The 917-nt window shown below is 72.3% G+C and carries 1 protein-coding gene and 1 pseudogene; both read left to right on the top strand.

Features of this window, described 5'->3' with window-relative positions:
* Nucleotides 1-395, top strand: a 395-nt coding sequence (locus CCN29_RS36350; protein ID WP_442538538.1) for a hypothetical protein, incomplete at its 5' end; no start/stop codon positions are given.
* Nucleotides 338-917: pseudogene (locus CCN29_RS36345) on the top strand (FxSxx-COOH system tetratricopeptide repeat protein); the annotation flags it as partial. The gene CCN29_RS36350 and the pseudogene CCN29_RS36345, both read left to right, overlap by 58 nt.

Here is a 917-nt window from a genome sequence, read left to right as displayed (position 1 = left end):
CCCGGTTCGAGGGGCTGCCGAAGGGACACGACGGGCGGGAGCTCGGTCCCCAGGAGCTGAGCGCCTACTGGGGGAACGTCGAGATCCCCTACCGCCCGTACTACGCCTACGAGGAGACCCTCGCCACGGTCGGGGACGAGAGCGGCATCGCCAACTCCCTGCTGTCCGCCTTCGAGCGGCTGACCGCCGTCATCACCGACCGCGAGGTCACCTCCCTGCCGCCCCTTCCCGAGTCCGTGCGCCTGCGCTGCCGCGACGCCTACCTGAGACGGCGGCCGCCGGCTTCCTCGTCGCCTACGCCGCGGAGAACCGCACCTGGGCCGACTGGGTCCGCCATCTGCTGCGCAGGGCGGGCTGCGACGTCACCCTGCACGACATCTCGACCGGTCCCCTGACGCCGTCCGACCCGTCCGTCCGCACCGTGGTGCTGCTGTCCAAGGTGTTCGAGAACTCCCGGCACGCCGCCTCCGTACGGCACGCCCTCACCGGCTGGGCGGACGACACCGGCCGCTCCCCGGTCGTCGCGGTGCGCGTGGACGAGGTGCAGCACCTGCCGGAGAGCTTCGTCGACCTGCTCCGCCTCGACGAGGGGGAGTGCGTGACCGCCCTGCTGCGCGCCCTCGACCTGCCCCTCCAGCCGGTGGAGTCGGCGTCCTCCGCACCCCGCTTCCCCGGCAACACACCGGCCATCTGGAACGCGCCGCAGCGCAGCGCCACCTTCACCGGACGCAACACGATCCTGGAGCGGGTGCGCAACCAGCTCGGCGGAACCGGCGGGCCGCCGCAGCCGCAGGCCCTGTGGGGGCTCGGGGGAGTAGGGAAGACCCAGCTGGCCGTCGAGTACGTGCACCGCTTCATGGCGGACTACGACCTGGTGTGGTGGACGTCCGCCGAGCACATCGACGACGTCGTCGCCT

It is taken from the genome of Streptomyces pseudogriseolus (assembly GCA_002154585.1).
Lineage (GTDB): Bacteria > Actinomycetota > Actinomycetes > Streptomycetales > Streptomycetaceae > Streptomyces > Streptomyces pseudogriseolus.
The sequence above is the reverse complement of the archived record's forward strand: the minus strand, read 5'-3'. Positions and strand labels throughout refer to the sequence as shown.